This window comes from Paenibacillus sp. 1SOY10 (assembly GCF_056836745.1).
In genome coordinates, this window is sequence record NZ_JBXENK010000002.1 from 16990 (window position 1) to 34850 (window position 17861).

A 17861-nucleotide genomic window follows, 5' to 3' on the forward strand; every position below is an offset into this window, starting at 1 on the left:
GGATGTAATTATGGATAAACTTATCTTAAGAAGAGCTACCTCCAGCGATTTAGAGGATATTCACCAGCTACAACTAGACGTCTTCCATGGGGAACAGAGCATTCCTTCGGCCATGATTCCCTTGGCGGCTGATCAATCTCCTAAGTGGTGGTGCGCGCTAGTAGATTCCGTCATGGTGGGAGCCGTAGCGGCCTGGGAAGTAAACCATGAAATGCACTGGGGCAGATTTGCAACTCGTAAGGAGTACCGGGGCATGCAGATTGGTACGAAATTAGCCCGGTTTTCGCTGGATGATTTATTTTCGCAGCAAGTGAAGGATATTTATATGGATGCAAGGGACGCCACGGTGAACATCATCTGCAAGATGGGTGGGGAAATCGTCGGGGAACCTACCCCTTTTTACGAAGGTACAGTAACTCCAATGATTCTAAATGACCAAGCATTCCTTGGGTACAAGACAGCAGCCGATAACAAATTATAAATAGCATTAACTTGTTATCGATTAAAGACAACCACTCTTGGTGAGGGTTGTTTTTTGTTGCCGCAAGTGAGTATGAATTGAATAAACCCCCTGACTGTCGGTCACAATATAGAGTAAGAATAAAGAGTGATAGAAGGGGATCATGGTGAGTATCTTCCATATAAAAAAACATTTGAAGAAACGTTGGAAAAAATGGAGACGTGCAATCTGGACGACAGGAGCTTGTGCGATGGTTGCCTTGATGGCCTGGTTGGGGTTGCCCTTATCCGACCAGATGGAAGAACTAATGACAGGCGAGCCGCTGGCGATGGAGACATTAAGCTTATGGCAAGAGTCGGCTTCTGAGGTAACGCCGGAATGGCTGCTGGATCTGGAGAAAGAAAACCGTACGCGCATCGTTCACTTTACGAAAATATATACTTGCGGGGAAGAGAGCAGTGTACTCGGAATTATGACGCCGCAGGAGATCACCGCTTTGATCAAACAGCATCCAGCCTGGGAGGGACGACTTGGCGCTGGAGGGGATGTCTGGATTGACGAGAGAGTGACCGGATTATCTGATATATGTAAGGATAATGGATATATTGGTATGGACAAGGATGGAAATCTCACCTTGTTTGAAGGACCGCCGAAGAAGGAGAAAGTCATCCGCACCTTTTTTCAAATGGATGTGGAAATGATGGAGAGCGCGTTGCCGGCCGATGTCATCAAGCAATTGCAGCAGGGCATCCGCATTCAGGATGTTGAGGAGTATAATAGTGTACTCTCGACCTTTAGCGATTTTGCGATTGAACCCTCGGAGAGGGTTATGCAGCAGGAGGACAGGCCGTGAATCTAGGCAGCATGGGAAACAAATAGCTTAACAGAGAAGAGACGTTACGTGAGTAACGTCTTTTTTGCGTATACGCACGCCAGGTGGTGGCAAATACAAACTTTTTCCTCAATTGCCGTGATCTTTTGCTATAATAAAGTGAATACATATGTTCGCTTTGAAGGGCCGGGCTCTGCACAGGAACATACAGGAGTTCAGCAACAATTAGGGAGAGATGAGCCTTGCGTATACTCGGAATTGACCCCGGCATTGCCATTGTGGGGTTTGGATTCGTCGATAAACTGGGGAGTAGGGTCGTGCCGGTGCAATATGGCTGCATCCAGACCGAAGCGCATACCCCGGAGGAAGAAAGACTGCTGCATGTCTATGAAGGAATCGTACAATTAATTGATAAATACAAGCCAGATGAGGTGGCGCTGGAGAAGCTCTTCTTCAACCGCAATGTCACTACGGCGATGTCTGTTAGCCAAGCGCGTGGGGTGATGGTGCTGGCGGCAGTGCAAAAGGGCTTGCCTGTGTCGGAATATACGCCAATGCAGGTGAAGCAGGCCGTCGTAGGTTATGGTAAGGCGGAGAAACGCCAGGTGCAGGAGATGACCCGGATGTTTCTGAAGTTGCAGGCCATCCCTAAGCCGGATGATGTTGCGGATGCTTTGTCTGTAGCCATATGCCACGCGCATTCATACACTTTAAAATCTAAAATAAATGAGGTATTGCGTTCATGATCGATTTTTTACGGGGTCAGGTGGCCCATATGGAACCGGAATATGTGGTGCTGGATGTACAAGGCATAGGATATCGGGTGTTCTGTCCAAATCCGTATGCCTTTGCGGCCAAGGAAGCGGACGCCGTGACAATTTATATCCATTATCATGTGCGTGAAGATGCGATTTTGTTATTCGGCTTCTCTAGCAGAGAGGAGCAGAAGCTATTCCGCAAGCTGATTGATGTGACTGGAATTGGACCACGTGTGGCGTTAGGCATCTTGAGCGGTGGAAGCCCCGAGCATGTCGTAGCGGCGATTCATCAGGAGAATATTGCGTTCCTGACCAAGCTACCCGGGATTGGCAAGAAGACAGCGCAACGCATGATTCTGGATTTGAAGGACAAGCTGGAGGGCCTGGGTGAGACCACCTTATTCAGTTCCCCGCAGCTTGGAGAGCAAGCGGCAAATGACTCGGCTGTTCCTGGATGGCCCGAGGCGCGGGAAGGGCTGAAGGCGCTGGGCTATACCGACACAGAACTCGACCGGGTATGGCAACGTTTGAAGGATGATATCGCACCTGACGAAGCAGTTGACCTGGTGATGAAGAAGGCCTTGAAGCTACTGTATGCCGGGTTATGATTGAAGAAGTAGGAAAGGAGGCGCGAATAGCATCATGGACGACCGGATTATTTCCGCTAACCTGATGATGGACGACCAGGCTGTGGAGCTGAGTTTGCGGCCCCGGTACCTGGCGGAATACATCGGACAAAATCAGATTAAAGAAAATTTGAAAATATATATTGAAGCAGCAAAAATGCGCAATGAAGCGCTAGACCATGTCTTGTTGTATGGGCCTCCAGGGCTTGGCAAGACCACGCTCGCCAATATTATTGCCAACGAACTTGGGGTCAACTTGCGGACAACATCAGGTCCGGCGATTGAACGACCAGGCGATTTGGCAGCGCTATTAACCAATCTGCAGGAAGGCGACGTTCTCTTTATCGATGAGATTCATCGGCTTCACCGTTCGGTTGAAGAGGTGCTCTATCCAGCCATGGAGGATTTTGCGCTTGATATCATGATTGGCAAAGGACCAAGCGCACGCTCGGTGCGTTTGGATTTGCCTCCATTCACGCTGATTGGGGCGACGACACGGGCCGGACTGTTATCTGCACCGCTGAGGGACCGTTTTGGTGTAGTTAGTCGTCTGGAGTTTTATACAACGGATGAACTCAGTTTTATCGTATCACGAGGAGCAGATATATTCGGAATTGAGATGATTGGAGATGCGGCTGAAGAGATCGCACTACGGTCACGGGGGACACCCCGTATTGCCAATCGTTTACTGCGTCGTGTGCGCGATTACGCTCAAGTTCGCGCCGACGGTATCATTACTATGGACATAGCCAAGGAAGCTTTGCAGATGCTTCGGGTTGACCCGATGGGGCTAGATATGATTGATCATAAAATGTTGCACTCCATGATTACCAGCTTTCGGGGAGGACCGGTGGGCCTGGATACGATTGCGGCAACCATCGGTGAAGAGAGCCAGACGATTGAAGACGTGTACGAGCCGTATTTGCTGCAAATCGGCTTCTTGCAACGGACGCCACGGGGGCGGATGGTTACAGCGGCTGCTTATCAGCATTTAGGATTGCCGTTGCCCGAGTCGCCTTAAGTCGGGGCGAATGCGACGAACTGTCAGGGAAGGATATATCTTGCTAGGGTTATAAGGGAGGAGAATCGGTTTGAAGGAAAGACAACGCAGAGCAACATGGTTCAAATGGGGTAAAGGAATGCTGGCCGGATTGATGCTGGCTGGCGCGCTGCATCTTCCGGCATCGGCGGATGGTTCGGATACGTCCATGGTGCGTGTAGCCATGTACCTGGATCTCGGCAGCACCTATAAATCAACAGCGCCAGCAGTGACCTTGAAGACGGCGGCCGTAGCAGAGGCCGGATTCTCCGTCAATGCCGTTTGGGAGCCATGGGTTCGCTTCAGTGCAGGAGAAGCGGTGCGTTTTAGTGTTAACGGCCTGAAGGTGAAGGCACTGGAGAGTACCGACTGGAAGACGGTCGCTGCTGCAATTAAGAAGCTGCAAGGCACCGTGGACAAGCCGGTAGCCTATGCGGTAGAACGGGCTGGTGGAACGGTATACCGGGTGTATACGGGCCCTTATGCCAATGAAGGGGAAGCGCAGACTGCGGTTGGCCGCGTAGGACAGACTTTGGCCGGCTCCGTCGGGGGCAGCACACCAGAGGTTCGTGGGGAATGGTACGTCTCCGCTGGTTCTTTTGCCAGTCTAGGGGAGGCCGAGAGTTTAAGCCGGACTCTTAACGATGGGCAAGGGGAAGCTTATGCCGTGATGACTGGACCGCAGCAATATGCGGTATGGGTTGGTGGAGCAGTGACTCCTGCTGCTCAAGCTGCATTGCAAGCCAGCTTGGGAAGCCAGCATCCGGGAATTAGCTTCACTCCCGTCCAGTCTACGGTGCCAGCCTTGATCGTGCACCGGGATGTAACTTTAAACCTGGATACTCCATACGCTGTCAATCATTATGAGCTTCATGGAGAAGGGGCCAAGCTTCTAGTTCGGGATGAGGGGAATGCTCCGCTTCAGTTGGTGGAACGCTCCGACCGCAAGTATCGTGGAGAATTTGAAATTAGTCAGGTGAACGGGCAGTTGGCTTTGGTCAATGAAGTGCCGTTAGAGCAATATTTATACTCGGTGGTGGCGGGAGAGGTTCCTTCCTCCTGGCCGCAGGAGGCGCTTAAGGCTCAGGCCGTTGCCGCTCGTAGCTATGCCCTGTATAATGCGGGGTTGAATAAATTCAAGGTGGCGGGACTGGTTGATACCACCTTAAGCCAGGTATACTATGGTACAAATCAGGAAGCGGCTAGTATTACCCAGGCCGTTGATAGCACAGCGGGTGAAGTGCTGGTGGCGGGTGGCAATATTGTAGAAGGAATCTTCTCTTCGAACAGCGGTGGGATGACAGCCGATGCCACCGAGGTATGGGGGAATGTGAATTCCGTCTACGCCAGCGTAGCCAGCACGGAGGACGCGGCAGCTCAGGCATCGTTAAAATCCTGGTATCATGTATTGCTATCTGGCGGTCTAACGGGATATGTACGTGAGGACAATGTCGCTATGAGTGCAACCAATTCGGCGGGACTAGCGCAGTTGACGGTAACGACCAGCAATGTGATGGTTCGCAAGTTGCCGTTGATTCAATCCGATGTAGAACCCATCGGCAAGTTGAATCCCGGGGATCAGGCCATCGTACTGGACAAAGTCCAGGAGTCCAGCACCTATGCCTGGACTCGTGGCCCGTTTACTTCAGAGGAATTACTGAAAACACTGAAGGGCAAGACGACAACGGAACCCCCTGCTGTTATCTCCAATCTGGAGGTTACCGGGCGTGGCCCATCAGGGAGGGTTACACAAATTAAAGCTAACGGACAAGTACTTGACGTGAGATATCCGGACGCTTTTCGTTCCGCATTAAATGGACTGCCCAGCACGCTATTTGATATTGTTCCGACCGGACGTTATACTGTACAAGGTGCCGGAGGAACGGCTACGACAGCGGCGGCTTCCGGAACAACGGTCCTGTCGGCTACGGGCAAGACAACTGCAGGCTCCGGTGGCATGGTGGTCATGGGAAGTGATCAACAGGCTCGTGTCGTAGAGTCTGGCAATCGCTTCATGTTTGTAGGCCATGGCAATGGTCATGGATTGGGACTCTCACAATGGGGTGCTAAGGGAATGGCCGATGCCGGGTATGATCACCAAGCAATTTTGCAACACTATTACCAAAATGTGACTATTGTTAAGGAATGAATAAATAAATGAATGTGGATTTATATGATTTTGAGCTTCCTGAGGAATTGATTGCCCAGACCCCCTTGCTTGATCGTACTGCCTCTCGTTTATTGACTTTAAATAAGCAAAATGGGGATATCTCGCATCATAAGTTTTCAGATATTTTGGATTATTTGCAGCCCGGCGACACGTTGGTATTAAACGATACGAGAGTAATCCCGGCACGGTTGTTCGGTATTAAAGTGGATACCGGCGCGAAGGCGGAGGTGTTATTGCTTAGAAGTCTCGGCGAGGATCGTTGGGAGACGCTGGTCAAACCCGGAAAAAAGCTGAAGGCTGGAGCCGTTATCGTATTTGGTGAGGAATTGCGAGCTACAGTGGAATCGGAAAGTGATATGGGGGGCCGGATTTTGCGGTTCCATTACACTGGGATATTTAATGAAATTCTGGATCGTCTCGGGCAAATGCCGCTTCCTCCTTATATTAAGGAGATATTGGATGATCGCGAGCGCTATCAGACGGTTTACTCCAAGCATGAAGGTTCAGCAGCGGCACCTACGGCAGGTCTGCATTTTACGGAAGAACTGCTGAACCGGGTCAGGGAGAAGGGGGTCACTGTGGCCTTTCTTACCTTGCATGTTGGTCTTGGAACCTTCCGCCCCATGTCGGTTGAACGAGTGGAAGATCACGTGATGCATGAAGAGTATTACGTGTTACCACAGGAAACGGCGGAGGAACTGAATGCAACGAAGGCCAGGGGCGGCAGAGTCATTGCCGTGGGCACGACTTCGGCGCGAACTCTGGAGACGGTGGCGCAGAAATATGGAGCAGCACCGATTACGGCTAGCAGTGGCTGGACGGATATTTTTATCTATCCGGGTTATTCATTTGGCCTTGTAGATGCCATGCTTACCAATTTTCATTTGCCCAAGTCTACTTTGGTGATGCTGGTGAGTGCACTCTCAGGGCGGGAGCATATCATGAAGGCCTATCAAGAGGCTATCCGGCATCACTACCGTTTCTTCAGTTTTGGAGATGCGATGTTTATTTATTAAGAGGTTGTTGAACTCGGACTTAAAGAAGAGGACGGTTGATCAGATTGGCACCAGCAATTACTTATGAACATATCAAGACATGCAAGCAATCAGGGGCTCGGCTCGGCCGGGTGCATACACCACATGGCTCCTTTGACACACCGACTTTTATGCCGGTCGGAACGCAGGCCACCGTCAAAACCATGAGTCCCGAGGAACTGAAGGAGATGGAAGCTCGAATTATATTGAGCAATACCTACCATCTATTCCTGCGTCCAGGTCATGAGATAATTCGTGAGGCTGGTGGATTGCACAAATTCATGAACTGGGATCGGGCGATTCTTACAGACAGCGGTGGTTTTCAAGTGTTCTCGCTAAGCGAGATGCGGAAAATTACCGAAGAGGGCGTTCATTTTCGTTCCCATCTGAATGGAGATAAGCTGTTTTTATCTCCTGAAGTTGCGATGGAGATTCAAAATGCGCTAGGCTCCGACATCATGATGGCCTTTGATGAGTGCCCACCTTATCCAGCGGAATATGAATATGTGAAAAATTCGTTGGAACGGACGACACGCTGGGCAGAGAGATGCCTGCAGAGCCATGCTCGTCCCCATGACCAAGGGCTCTTTGCCATCGTTCAAGGGGGCATGCATGAGGATTTGCGTAAGCAAAGCGCCAGAGATTTGACTTCCCTGGATTTTCCGGGGTATGCTATTGGTGGACTGAGTGTAGGTGAGCCCAAACCGTTGATGTATGAGGTGCTGGAGTACACCGTTCCATTGCTGCCGACGGACAAGCCGCGTTATCTGATGGGCGTTGGCTCACCGGATGCGTTGATTGAAGGATCGATTCGCGGTATCGATATGTTCGACTGCGTATTACCGACCCGAATTGCGCGTAATGGCACGACGATGACCAGCCAAGGACGGCTAGTGGTGAGGAATGCTCAGTATGCCAATGACTTTGGACCGCTTGACCCGGAATGCGACTGCTATACATGCCGGAATTATTCGAGAGCCTATTTGCGCCATCTGATCAAAGCTGATGAAACATTTGGGCTACGGTTGACTACATACCATAATCTGCATTTCTTGATCAAGCTGATGGAGAAGGTGCGTCAGGCGATTATGGAAGATCGGCTATTGAGTTTCCGGGATGAGTTCTTTGAGCAGTACGGTCTGTTTGGCAATGACAAAGGATTCTAAGCAAGATCATAGGTAAATAGTGAAAGGGGGAAATTCAATGTTTTATGCAGCAGCAAATCCAGGTGGGGCTGGGGCCGGCCAATTGATTCAAATGATTATTCCATTCGTTATCATGATTGCCGTATTTTACTTCTTGCTCATTCGTCCACAGAAGAAGAAGCAAAATCAACGGACAGCCATGCTGAATTCGCTGAACAAGGGCGATAAAATCGTCACCATTGGTGGATTGCACGGTACAATTATGGAAATGACGGCTGATACGGTGGTTATTCGTGTAAACGATGTGACCAAGCTGACCTTTGATCGTAGCGCGATCAGCCATAGTGTGAAAGATCCGTCCTAAGTGATGGGAGCAAAGCAAAAAGAGCCTGATTTTCAGGCTCTTTTTTGTACCTTTTTGCCTATTTGCGACTTAAATTAACACCTAGAATACCTCCAGAAGCTCCGATAATCATTCCCGGTAAAATTAACAGCCAATCCTTAAGGCCAAGGGAATGATCCAAGGCGAGGAAGCTAATGATAAGGAGCAACAGCACATAGAGGAAGCCAGTCAAGGTTCCTTGATACCATCCTTTTTGCTGGGCGCGTTTCCCCGATACCATTCCTCCGAAGAATACGGCTATCCCATGCACAATATAGGCAAATAAACCTAATTCCAGTTCTTCTACAAGCTCGCCTTGCAGCAGTAATGATAAAATGAGTGCCCCGATCATCATCCACAAGAATCCGTACCACAGTCCCGCTACCGTAGGTTGGGTCAGACGGAATCCGAAGAAACGGCGAAGCAAATGCATGGACATCGTCCTCCTTGTCTTTAAAACTTGCTCACTGACGTTATATCCCATTTTATGGTCAAGCTTGTTTCATTAGTACAAGAGGTGGACAATTATTTTTAGGGAAAAAAGGGCATTTGTCCCGCATTTTGAGCAGCCTTAGCTCGCATGGAACCAAGATCATGGAGCCAAAATACGAATACTGCCGTTTAAGGTGATCGCTGACTAGCCAAGGAGGGATTTTCCGTGGAGCATGCCTTCGAGCATATCTTTCGAACCGTATTGATGTATTTCCTCGTGTTTGGCGTGATGCGCATTATGGGCAAGAGAGAAATCGGGGAACTCTCGATCTTTGACTTCGTCATCTCCATTATGATTGCGGAAATTGCTGTCCTTGCACTGGAAGATATGAACCGTCCGCTGTCGGATGGAATCATTCCCATGTTGACGTTGATGTTGATTCAACTTGTCATCTCGTTACTTTCCTTGAGATACCGCAAAATACGTCTGTGGTTCGACGGTAAGCCCAGCGTAATTATTCAGAATGGGCAAATTAACCAAGATGTGATGAAGAAACAACGCTACAATCTGGACGATCTGCTGATGCAGCTCCGCTCCGAGAAGATTGATAACATTGCAGATGTCGAATTTGCAGTGCTGGAAACGAGTGGGCAGCTTAGCGTAATTCCTAAGAATAATGATAGCAATCAGTCCAACCAAGGGGCTAAGAACAAGGGCAAGGATGTGTCTCGTTCCGCCCTCAAGAACGTACAATTTGAGGCATTACCGTTACCGCTGATTATGGATGGCAAGGTCAGTGATGATAATCTGAAACAAATCGGGAAGACGCGTTTTTGGCTAAAGCAGCAAATTCAGGCTAAAGGCCTGGCCGACTTCAAACAAGTGTTCTTCTGCAGCATTGATCATACGGGGAAGCTGTATATTAACGCTTTGGACGAATACCGTTAATTTTTGAATTCTGAGCTTTTAGTGGCGAAACCATTTACCCACAAGGGGTAATCTTTTCAAATCATGAAGATCGAATAAGCCCATAATGGCGGCAAGGATGATGTACAATAATCCCGAGATCAAGGCAGACAGTATAAATTGAATGGCTGAATGCGAGCTTATAGCCAGTTTGTTATAGGTATAATCGGCTACGGCAGCCATGATGAACATAGCAGTAACCACCTTGGTGATATCAAGGTAGGGCAGGCGATAGCGCAATGAGCGGGACACACTATAACCATGCAAGACGGTAACCAGAGCGAAATTAACAATAATGGCGATAATCGCACCATAAATGCCTAAAGCAGGATTGGAAGCCAAGTAGAAAATAAGTCCGATCTTGATAATGGCTCCAATAAGAGTATTGATCAGGGCCCGTCCTGGTTTGTCCAAAGCCTGCAAGGTAGCTTGCAGGGGAGCCTGGGCGTACAGGAACAAGGCGAACGGAGCCATAATTTTAAGCATGCCCGAAATTTCGATGTTGTTGTACACAATTTGGCAGATGGGCTCTGCCAGTACATACATAATGGCTGCAAATGGAGCACCGGTTACCAATGCCAATCGAAGAGACTGGTGCAGGCGAAGATGAATGGTTCTTATATCTCCGCGTGCCTGGGCCTCAGCCAATGAAGGAACAAGTGAAACGGCTAGCGAAGAGGTGAGTGCACCTGGCAGGAGAAGTAAGGGTATGATCATGCCTTGGAGGGCCCCGTATTGGGAGGTAGCAATCGCTACGGAAATTCCAGCAAGGGCCAGGCTGCGCGCGGTGGTAATAGATTCCAGCAAGTAGGACAAGGAGCCCACCAGACGGCTTCCGGTCACCGGGATAGCAATTCTTAGAATTTTTCGAAGTGTTTTTCCAGGGGACATCTCCACCTCGTCATAAGGCGGGGGCTTAGACTTATCCCCCGGGGTAGCCTCCCCTGAGAAAGGCTTGCTTTCCCGGTGCTGTAATCTTCGGTATTGCCATAATAAGACAGCCATCCCCACGATTTCCCCAGCGACAACGCCAAGCATGGCACCTGCTGCTCCGTAAGCAACCCCATAAGGGAGCAGGAGATAGGAGAACCAAAGGACACCAATGATACGGGCCAGAGTCTCTAAGATGGAGGATACCGCGGAAGGGATCATGTCTTGCTTCCCTTGAAAATAGCCGCGATATACAGAGGATATGGATACGATAATAATCATGGGGCTCATGGCAATAAAAGTCTGGTATACGCGAGGGTCGGGCAAAACATAACGAGTGACCCATGGCGCACCAAACAGGCAGAGAAAGGTAAACAGGAACCCGGCGGCAGTAGTAAACACCAGGCTTGTCCGTAATACAGACGTGGCCCGTTCGGGTTTGCCCGAGGACTCTGCTTCGGCAACGAGCTTGGCGACAGCAAGCGGAATTCCGCCGGTGATGATTGTGACCAGGACAAGAAAAAATGGATAGCCCAGTTGGTATAGACCCACGCCTTCGGCCCCGATAATTCGGGGCAACATAATCCGCGGTATAAACCCCAGAATGCGGTTGATGATTCCAGCCGCCAGTAATATCATTGTCCCCTGGATAAAGGTTTGCTTATTCAAGGTAACTCCCTCTTCCCCCGTCAGCTTTTGAACTTTCCATGGAGGCGGCAAAGCCTCTCTTCTATGAATATGTTGAACCTGTCCCCATTCATGACTTGTTCGTTCAACTTCATTCTGGAAAGGTGACTTTTTGAACAACCTCATAATAATGCGAGTTCAAAAAGTCGAATTTTCAGGACCGAGAAGGTTGGATGAAGCAAGGGACTGAGTAGCGGAGCGTAGACAGATCTACGTGAGCAACGGAAGGCACGGCTGAATTCAAGATTCGATGTCTCTTATAGGCAGGAGATGGAGAATTAGAGTAGAATATAGGATAAGACGAGTTGGAAGGAGGCTGGATCGTGACTGAAGAGGAAATGACGGAACAACAATTGAACGAGGCGATCGAAAGCCTGTGCCGCAGTAAAGCCGAAGAATTCCGGCTCATCGGGTACGAGCATGTTACCGGGGCGGACATCTGGGAGTGCGTTAGCCATAAATATGAGAAGAATGGCCCTCCTCCATTACATCAACTGGTCAATGATATTCTATCGCTGAAAGCAAATCAGTTTATGAATTATATGACGATTTCTGCTTATCGTGGATCCCGCTTTGAGTAAATGGGGTCCTTTTTGTTGCGGTGGCCCCATTTATGAATTTTTTGGACAGGGGGCCAGAAAATAACGAACACGAAGAGAGGTTTTTCATATAAATTGACTGGCTAATATGGCATAGCTATAATAGGAATATTGAGAATTTGAAAGGGGAACGAAGTACGGGATGAAAAGAATTATCGCATTCATAACCGTCGTGGTTGTATCTTTTGCCATCATGGGATGGACAACCCCCGGCCTGTTGAAAGACGTGCGTCTTGGTCTTGACCTCAAGGGCGGCTTTGAAATTTTGTATGAAGCTAGTCCGCTTGAAGGCGGTACTCAGGTCACGAAGGAATCATTGATTCAAACGGCCAAGAGCTTGGAAGAGAGAGCTAACAAGCTCGGTACAAGCGAGCCGGAAGTAACAACAGAGGGGACGAACCGCATCCGCTTGAAATTAGCTGGTGTGACGGATGAGAAGACGGTTCGCGAAACGATGCAGGAGCCTGCGTCATTAACCTTCCGTAGCAAGGACGGTACAGAAACCGGCCCTGACCAGTACAACAAGATTGAGATGATTGGTACGGATTTTGCTGCCAATGGGGCCAAGCTGGAGTTCGGACAAATGAACGAGCCGCTCGTTAGCATCAGTGTAACCAGCAAAGAGAAGTTCGCTGAAGTGACCAAGCGTTTGCTCGGTCAGCCGCTTGCCATCTTCATGAATGAGGAGCTTATTTCCGACCCAGTGGTTCAAGCGGTTCTGACAGATGGTTCCGCTCAGATCAGTGTGGGCGGAGACCTTGATAAAGCCAAGCAACTGCGCGATACCATTAACTTGGGTGCATTGCCGCTGAACCTCACTGAGAAGTATTCACAAAGTATTGGAGCAACGCTCGGTAAGCAATCATTGGATGAGACCATTGAAGCGGGTCTGATTGCCTCGCTGTTCATACTGATCTTCATGATTGGAATGTACCGGGTGCCTGGTTTAATCGCAGCCTTTACGCTAATTATTCACACCTGGTTGCTTATTCTCGTCTTCGTCTGGGCGGACTTTACCCTGACCCTGCCGGGGATCGCCGCGTTTATACTTGGCGTAGGTATGGCCGTGGATGCTAACATTATTACTAATGAACGGATTCATGAGGAAATACGAGCGGGTCGGAGCATTATGTCTGCTGTTAAAGTCGGGGACCAACACTCTCTGCGCACAGTGCTTGACTCACAGATTACAACGATCATCGTTGCGGCTGTAATGTACGCTTATGGTACTGGGGCCGTCAAAGGCTTTGCCTTGGTGCTCATTGTGGAAATTGTACTGAGTATTGCCACGAATGTATATCTCTCCCGTTTCCTGCTGAACCTGCTGCTTAAGGCTGGCAAGCTGTTGAAACCGAAATATTTCGGTGTGAAGGAGCGTGATATTCGTGAGCTTTAAAAAATTGGACTATGTGCATCTTAGCCGATACTTCTACACAATATCTATTATCATGACCGTTGTAGGCATCATCTGCCTTTCTGTCTTTGGTCTCAACTATAGTGTTGACTTCAAAGCCGGTTCCAACGTGGATATTTCACTATCCAAGACGATTACATCAGAGCAAGTTGAACCTATTCTGGAGAAGCTGAACATTCGTGAAGGTACGTCAATCAGTGCAGGGGAAGAACGGATGAATATCCGATTTGATACTGTACTAAGTGAGAATAATGACGTTGAGCTGAAGAATGAAATTTTGAAGCTGGACGATCAGGCTTCCTTCGAAGTGAATACGGTGGACCCTGAAATGGCTAAGGAATTAGCGCGTAATGCAATATATGCCGTACTGATTTCTTGCCTGGGGATTATCATCTATGTCAGCATTCGTTTTGAATGGCGTTTTGCTTTGGCAGCCATTGTAGCTTTGCTGCATGATGCCTTTATGGTGGTTACTTTATTCTCAATCTTCCGGCTTGAGGTGGATTCTACCTTTATCATCGCGGTGCTGACGATTATTGGTTATTCCATCAACGATACCATCGTTATTTTTGACCGGATTCGTGAGAATCTCCGTTTTGCGAAGACGAAAACCCGCGAAGATTTGATTCATCTGGTCAATCAAAGTGTATCGCAAACGATTATGCGTTCCCTGTACACGGCTTTGACCGTATTTGTAGCGGCATTCTTCCTCTTCCTGCTCGGCGGAGAATCGATTCGGATGTTCTCGCTGGCAATGGTTATCGGTTTGCTGTTCGGGGCCTATTCCACCATCTTTGTGGCAAGCCCGCTCTGGTTCTTGTTGAAGAGCAAACAAAAGAAACCAGCCAAAGCGTCTTAAATAGCCGTTTTTGTTGCGTTGATATGTAACTTATTTGTTGGTAAGGATGGAGCCGCGTCGATCTAGACGCGGCTTTCCCGCTCTTTTCAGTTTTACGTGCTTCAGGAGGTTGACTATGACACGAGAACAAGACATGTTGCTTCGTTCAACGACGTGGCTTGGCATCGTTAGCGATGTCGGTCTCGCCATATTTAAAGGGATAGTGGGGTGGCTGTTTAGCAGCCAAGCACTGCTGGCGGGAGCCTTGTATTCCACTCATGATGCGGCTGTAAGCGCGGCAATTAAGCTGCGCTTGCCAGGAGTGAGCCGCCGGAACAGACAGGGAGGATCATTGCCCGGCAAGGAAACGGTGAAGCCGTTGCCTGCTATTTTTCTTTCTATATTTCTGATGATGGGTGCATTACAACTTCTGATTGCTGGAGTTACTGCTATTGTAACAGCCGATATTACCCCTCCCGAGACTCTACCGTTAATAGCTATCTTGCTGTCCATGGCGCTGAAAGAATTGGTATTCCAGCTTCAGGTACGGCAAGCAGGAAGAGAAGTGGTAGAAGGACGCCGGCTTGTGGATGTTCACCGCCAATCGTTATTTTCTTCTGTGACCATATTGGTCGGAATAGCTGCGGCTATGGGGGGCCATGTCTGGGATATCCCCGCGCTGCTTTACCTTGAACCGATTGCTGCTATCCTTGTCGCCTGTCATATTTTGCTGCGATCCTATCATTTGGTGAAGACATCGCTGTATGATATGCCGGTATTCCGAATGCAGGAAGAGGACGCGGCTTCGTTCATTGAGACGGTTCAAAGAGTACATGGCGTGATTGCGGTGGAAGAGCTGCGAGCATTGGAGAACGGTCATTACGTTACGATTAGTGCGAAGATCAGCGTTAATCCCAAAATCACGGTGCTAGAGGCTAATGATATTGCCAATCGGGCAAGATTGCTGCTGCTTAATCGTTTCTCACATGTGATTGATGTTCGAATTCAAGTAGAGCCTTATGATGCAGGTTACCCTTATAAAAGTAACACGGAGGACTCAGACAACGACCTGCCAAGTCTGCTTCAATAAGCAAAAGGCAGCTAAGAAATGACATGAAGGGAGGTGCCGATTTTGCTTCATGCCAAATCACGCTGGGATGTATTGCCTTTAGATGCAAATCGTTCGCGAGAGCTTGCTGATCAATTAGGGATTTCGCCACTACTGGCCTCTTTGCTGGTTACAAGAGGGATGGGGGATGCTCGGCAGGCCGAGCTATTCTTAAGTGGTGACCTAGCGGAGCAACATGATCCTCTGCTGCTTAGCGGGATGGAGGAGGCGGTTTCGCGTATTCGCCGCGCTGTAGCTGAAGGGGAACGCATATTAATTTATGGCGATTACGATGCCGATGGCGTATCCTCTACAACACTGATGATTTGCTTAATGCGGCATATGGGTGCTACATATGATTATTACATTCCCCACCGTACCAAGGAAGGCTACGGCTTACACATCCCTGTACTGGAGCACTTTCACAAGAAGGGCTACAGTCTGATCATTACGGTAGATACGGGGATTAGTGCTGTAGAACAAATAGCGTACGCCAACTCCGTAGGAATGGACGTTGTTGTTACGGACCACCATGAGCCGCCGGCGATTTTACCCGAGGCCTATACGCTGGTGAATCCCAAACTCCCCTTTTGTACATATCCCTTTAAAGGACTGGCTGGGGTTGGGGTGGCGTACAAGCTATCACAAGCCTTATTGGGAGAAGAAACTCCGAAAGCCTGGACAGAGCTGGTTGCTCTTGGAACCATAGCTGATTTGATGCCGTTGACCGGTGAGAATCGGGTGATGGTCAAGGCGGGGCTTGCGTCGATGGCAAAGTCGTCTTTTCCTGGCATCACAGCCTTGCTTGGGACGGCGGGCTGGTCTAGCGGCGATGTCACTTCAACGACGGTGGCCTTCGGTTTGGCACCGCGTATTAACGCCAGCGGGCGTATGAGCCATGCCAACCGGGCGGTGTCGTTGCTGACAGCGGACGCTTTGGAAGAAGCGGAGGACACCGCCGAGGAACTGGATGTGCTTAATAAAGAGCGACAGATGCTGGTGGATGAAATGACCCAGGAAGCCTTGGCACAGTTGGAGGAACAGACGAAGGACCACGCCATGCCGGATGTCATCGTGGTAGCAGGTTTAGGCTGGAATGCCGGCGTGGTGGGCATCGTTGCCTCCAAGCTGCTGGAAAGGTATTATCGGCCAACCATTGTATTGGGAATTAACCCCGAGACCGGAGAATGCAAAGGCTCTGCACGTTCAATCCCGGGATTCGATATGTATGAGGCATTAACTGATTGTGCGGATTTGCTTGATCACTATGGTGGTCACCCTTCAGCAGCGGGGATGTCTTTGCATCAAAGCCGAATCGAGGCGTTTAAAGAACGGCTGCAAAGCTTTGCTGCCTCCCGGCTGGGACCGGAGCATTTCGTACCTGTTACGCAAATTGATTTGAGTTGTTCGCTACAGGAGATTACCCTGCAAGCGATTGAGCAATTGGAAGGATTGGCTCCCTTTGGGATGGCCAATGCTTGTCCCAAGCTCCTGCTGAGAGGACTCAAATTACTGGAGTGCCGGCAGATGGGCAAGGACGGGAAGCATTTAAAGTTGATTGTGGCTCAGAACGGGAAGAATGTTGAGGCCGTTGCTTTTGGCAAGGGAGCGCTAGCTGCGGCATTGACGGAGGAAGCTGAGCTGGATGTAGTGGCCGAAGCCAGTATAAATGAATGGAACGGCTCACGGAAGCCCCAGCTAATGATTCAGGATTTGGCGGTATCGCATATTCAGGTCTTTGATTATCGAGATTCCCGTCGCCCTCTACAGCAGTTGGAGGAGATTTACCACAAGCTGATGAATTTGCCCGCTTGCGGCTCCGGTCTCTCGGCAGTAGTGGTCAATCCAGGGACAGATGGATCTGTGATAAGCCAATTGAAGGACATGCAGGTTTGGGTATATGATAAGAAGGATGGTGCCCGTCCTGTCAATGGTCTGGCACAAGCTTCTGGCAGTCACGGGGTGGGAACGTTATTCGTTCTGGAATTGCCCGATACACAGCAAAGCTGGCAAGGCATGTTATCTGCATTTGCCGGGCTGGAGCGGTTATACTTACTACATCCGCGGCGTTCTGCACAAGAGAAGATTGAGCGGCCATCCCGTGAACATTTCAAGCAAGTGTACGGGCTGATTCATCGACAAGTTGCTCAGGGATTTCGTGAAGATGATTTGGTTGCCGCGCTGGCAAAGCGGACTGGCTGGTCCAGACGTATGTTGCTGATGACGCTAGGGGTGTTCGAAGAACTGGGATTTTTGGTGCGGAGCTCTGGCATGGTCAAGCTGAATCCCTCTCCGGCCAAGCAGCCGCTTGAGGCCTCGAGCCGTTATCGGGAGCTTGAGCTGCTGGCGGATATGGAACAGTTGCTGGAGTATGGTCGCGTCCCGGAAATTACGGAGTGGATGCTTGCCCAAAACCAAGGGGCTTCATAAAATAGGAGGA

Annotated in this window: 17 protein-coding genes; 15 read left to right on the forward strand and 2 right to left on the reverse strand. The window is 49.5% G+C overall.

All coding sequences use genetic code 11. From position 1 onward, the window contains the following. Nucleotides 1–10: 10 nt before the first annotated feature. From AC1VOR_RS05890 to yajC, 9 genes are all read left to right on the forward strand, one after another. Nucleotides 11–481, forward strand: a complete 471-nt coding sequence (locus tag AC1VOR_RS05890) for a GNAT family N-acetyltransferase (protein WP_482616453.1) — start codon at nucleotides 11–13, stop codon at nucleotides 479–481. Nucleotides 482–710: 229 nt separating this feature from the next. After that, nucleotides 711–1313, forward strand: coding sequence for a BofC C-terminal domain-containing protein (locus AC1VOR_RS05895; RefSeq protein WP_482616455.1), 603 nt, complete (start codon nucleotides 711–713; stop codon nucleotides 1311–1313). A gap of 221 nt (nucleotides 1314–1534) precedes the next feature. Beyond that, on the forward strand, nucleotides 1535–2038 hold the full coding sequence (gene ruvC, locus AC1VOR_RS05900; RefSeq protein ID WP_482616457.1) for a crossover junction endodeoxyribonuclease RuvC: 504 nt from the start codon (nucleotides 1535–1537) through the stop codon (nucleotides 2036–2038). Beyond that, entirely contained in the window at nucleotides 2035–2658 is a 624-nt protein-coding gene (gene ruvA, locus AC1VOR_RS05905; RefSeq protein WP_482616459.1) for a Holliday junction branch migration protein RuvA, read from the forward strand. Before ruvC ends, ruvA begins: the two co-directional genes overlap by 4 nt. Nucleotides 2659–2692: 34 nt before the next feature. Continuing rightward, entirely contained in the window at nucleotides 2693–3697 is a 1005-nt protein-coding gene (gene ruvB, locus AC1VOR_RS05910; RefSeq protein ID WP_482616461.1) for a Holliday junction branch migration DNA helicase RuvB, read from the forward strand. A gap of 118 nt (nucleotides 3698–3815) precedes the next feature. Then, nucleotides 3816–5864, forward strand: coding sequence for a SpoIID/LytB domain-containing protein (locus tag AC1VOR_RS05915; protein WP_482617639.1), 2049 nt, complete (start codon nucleotides 3816–3818; stop codon nucleotides 5862–5864). Between the two features lie 8 nt (nucleotides 5865–5872). After that, the gene (gene queA, locus AC1VOR_RS05920; RefSeq protein ID WP_482616463.1) at nucleotides 5873–6901 is read left to right on the forward strand and encodes a tRNA preQ1(34) S-adenosylmethionine ribosyltransferase-isomerase QueA; all 1029 of its coding nucleotides are present in this window, start codon (nucleotides 5873–5875) and stop codon (nucleotides 6899–6901) included. Nucleotides 6902–6945: 44 nt separating this feature from the next. After that, nucleotides 6946–8085, forward strand: coding sequence for a tRNA guanosine(34) transglycosylase Tgt (gene tgt / locus AC1VOR_RS05925; RefSeq protein ID WP_059051863.1), 1140 nt, complete (start codon nucleotides 6946–6948; stop codon nucleotides 8083–8085). A 37-nt stretch (nucleotides 8086–8122) separates the two neighbouring features. Then, nucleotides 8123–8428 carry a preprotein translocase subunit YajC gene (gene yajC, locus AC1VOR_RS05930; RefSeq protein ID WP_482616465.1) on the forward strand — a complete coding sequence of 102 codons (306 nt, stop codon included), beginning with the start codon at nucleotides 8123–8125 and terminating at the stop codon, nucleotides 8426–8428. Nucleotides 8429–8486: 58 nt separating this feature from the next. On the opposite strand, the gene AC1VOR_RS05935 is transcribed toward yajC, so the two are convergent. After that, nucleotides 8487–8879 carry a TIGR04086 family membrane protein gene (locus AC1VOR_RS05935; protein ID WP_482616466.1) on the reverse strand — a complete coding sequence of 131 codons (393 nt, stop codon included), beginning with the start codon at nucleotides 8877–8879 and terminating at the stop codon, nucleotides 8487–8489. A gap of 264 nt (nucleotides 8880–9143) precedes the next feature. Here AC1VOR_RS05935 and AC1VOR_RS05940 point away from each other — a divergent pair, with 264 nt between their 5' ends. Next, the gene (locus tag AC1VOR_RS05940) at nucleotides 9144–9827 is read left to right on the forward strand and encodes a DUF421 domain-containing protein (protein WP_482617641.1); all 684 of its coding nucleotides are present in this window, start codon (nucleotides 9144–9146) and stop codon (nucleotides 9825–9827) included. An 18-nt stretch (nucleotides 9828–9845) separates the two neighbouring features. On the opposite strand, the gene spoVB is transcribed toward AC1VOR_RS05940, so the two are convergent. Continuing rightward, on the reverse strand, nucleotides 9846–11444 hold the full coding sequence (gene spoVB, locus AC1VOR_RS05945; RefSeq protein WP_482616467.1) for a stage V sporulation protein B: 1599 nt from the start codon (nucleotides 11442–11444) through the stop codon (nucleotides 9846–9848). A 356-nt stretch (nucleotides 11445–11800) separates the two neighbouring features. Between spoVB and AC1VOR_RS05950 the strand changes: the two genes are divergently transcribed. The 5 genes from AC1VOR_RS05950 (at nucleotide 11801) to recJ (ending at nucleotide 17851) form a co-directional block, all read left to right on the forward strand. After that, a complete protein-coding gene (locus AC1VOR_RS05950; RefSeq protein ID WP_059054413.1) occupies nucleotides 11801–12043 on the forward strand; it encodes a post-transcriptional regulator in 243 nt (80 codons plus the stop codon). Nucleotides 12044–12203: 160 nt separating this feature from the next. Next, a complete protein-coding gene (gene secD, locus AC1VOR_RS05955; RefSeq protein ID WP_482616469.1) occupies nucleotides 12204–13457 on the forward strand; it encodes a protein translocase subunit SecD in 1254 nt (417 codons plus the stop codon). Beyond that, nucleotides 13447–14334, forward strand: coding sequence for a protein translocase subunit SecF (secF, locus tag AC1VOR_RS05960; RefSeq protein ID WP_482616471.1), 888 nt, complete (start codon nucleotides 13447–13449; stop codon nucleotides 14332–14334). The genes secD and secF overlap by 11 nt, the downstream gene beginning before the upstream one ends. A gap of 115 nt (nucleotides 14335–14449) precedes the next feature. After that, complete coding sequence (locus AC1VOR_RS05965) at nucleotides 14450–15403, forward strand: cation diffusion facilitator family transporter (protein WP_482616472.1); 954 nt, start codon at nucleotides 14450–14452, stop codon at nucleotides 15401–15403. Between the two features lie 42 nt (nucleotides 15404–15445). Further along, a complete protein-coding gene (gene recJ / locus AC1VOR_RS05970; protein WP_482616474.1) occupies nucleotides 15446–17851 on the forward strand; it encodes a single-stranded-DNA-specific exonuclease RecJ in 2406 nt (801 codons plus the stop codon). Nucleotides 17852–17861 lie beyond the last annotated feature (10 nt).

Bases quoted from the DNA above. Each gene is read 5' to 3' on its own strand.
- queA (WP_482616463.1), top strand. From the start codon at position 5,873: ATGAATGTGGATTTATATGATTTTGAGCTTCCTGAGGAATTGATTGCC.
- AC1VOR_RS05895 (WP_482616455.1), top strand. From the start codon at position 711: ATGGTTGCCTTGATGGCCTGGTTGGGGTTGCCCTTATCCGACCAGATG.
- AC1VOR_RS05890 (WP_482616453.1), top strand. From the start codon at position 11: ATGGATAAACTTATCTTAAGAAGAGCTACCTCCAGCGATTTAGAGGAT.
- AC1VOR_RS05950 (WP_059054413.1), top strand. From the start codon at position 11,801: ATGACGGAACAACAATTGAACGAGGCGATCGAAAGCCTGTGCCGCAGT.
- yajC (WP_482616465.1), top strand. From the start codon at position 8,123: ATGTTTTATGCAGCAGCAAATCCAGGTGGGGCTGGGGCCGGCCAATTG.
- AC1VOR_RS05915 (WP_482617639.1), top strand. From the start codon at position 3,816: ATGCTGGCCGGATTGATGCTGGCTGGCGCGCTGCATCTTCCGGCATCG.
- ruvB (WP_482616461.1), top strand. From the start codon at position 2,693: ATGGACGACCGGATTATTTCCGCTAACCTGATGATGGACGACCAGGCT.
- AC1VOR_RS05940 (WP_482617641.1), top strand. From the start codon at position 9,144: ATGTATTTCCTCGTGTTTGGCGTGATGCGCATTATGGGCAAGAGAGAA.
- secD (WP_482616469.1), top strand. From the start codon at position 12,204: ATGAAAAGAATTATCGCATTCATAACCGTCGTGGTTGTATCTTTTGCC.
- ruvA (WP_482616459.1), top strand. From the start codon at position 2,035: ATGATCGATTTTTTACGGGGTCAGGTGGCCCATATGGAACCGGAATAT.
- AC1VOR_RS05935 (WP_482616466.1), bottom strand. From the start codon at position 8,879: ATGCATTTGCTTCGCCGTTTCTTCGGATTCCGTCTGACCCAACCTACG.
- AC1VOR_RS05965 (WP_482616472.1), top strand. From the start codon at position 14,450: ATGACACGAGAACAAGACATGTTGCTTCGTTCAACGACGTGGCTTGGC.